This window comes from Acinetobacter sp. MF4640 (assembly GCF_002018895.1).
GTDB lineage: Bacteria > Pseudomonadota > Gammaproteobacteria > Pseudomonadales > Moraxellaceae > Acinetobacter > Acinetobacter johnsonii.
The window spans coordinates 1-859 of record NZ_MVOM01000138.1 but is presented as its reverse complement, the minus strand read 5'-3'; the positions used below and the strand labels follow the sequence as shown (position 1 = coordinate 859).

Here is an 859-nt window from a genome sequence, read left to right as displayed (position 1 = left end):
TTTTTTATTTAAGTTAGGCCACCTGACCTAACGGGTTAATCTTATCATAGTACATTGCTTCAAAATCAAAAGGTGATACATAACCTAGTGCACTATGTACACGCTCTTTATTGAACCAATCTACCCAATTTAGTGTCGCAAGTTGTACATCTGCTAAACCTTGCCAATCTGCTTTTAGATATTCAATCACCTCTGTTTTGTATAAGCCATTCACCGTTTCAGCCAAAGCATTATCGTATGAATCACCAGTCGTACCGACTGATGCTCGTAAATTTGCTGCTTCTAAACGATTGGTATAGCGAATGGAAAGATATTGCACACCTCTGTCGGAATGATGAATCACATTCTTTGGCATGCCTCGATCATGCAATGCTTGCTCCAATGCATCGAGCACCATATCTGTATTCATCCGTGTCGATACTTTCCATCCAACAATTGCTCGTGAGAACACATCAATAATAAATGCAGTATAAACCCAGCCTGAATTTGTTTGAATATAGGTAAAGTCACTCACCCACAGTTGGTCAGGATGATCAGCAGTAAAATTACGTTTCACTAAATCATCTGCTCGTTTTTGGTCATCTCGGCTACGGGTGGTTTGTTTGTTCTTACCACGCCAAACACCTTGTATACCTAGCTTTTGCATTAATCGAGCAACAGTACAGCGCGCAATAATATAGCCTTCACGTTTCAGTTTTTGCCAGACTTTACGTACACCATATCGACCTGAACTTTCTTTCCAAATACGTTTGATTTGCTCTGCATGATGTAAATCATGCAGAGCACGTTTCGCTCGATGTTCTGGGTTATCAACGAGATCTAGAGTCCGGTAATAGGTTGAAGCTGCGATCGGTAAAAT

General features: G+C 40.5%; 1 protein-coding gene. It reads right to left on the bottom strand.

Going from position 1 to position 859, the window contains the following annotated elements; genetic code table 11:
* Positions 1–13: 13 nt before the first annotated feature.
* On the bottom strand, positions 14–859 hold an 846-nt coding region (locus MF4640_RS18795; RefSeq protein WP_078390502.1), incomplete at its 5' end, for an IS3-like element ISAba2 family transposase.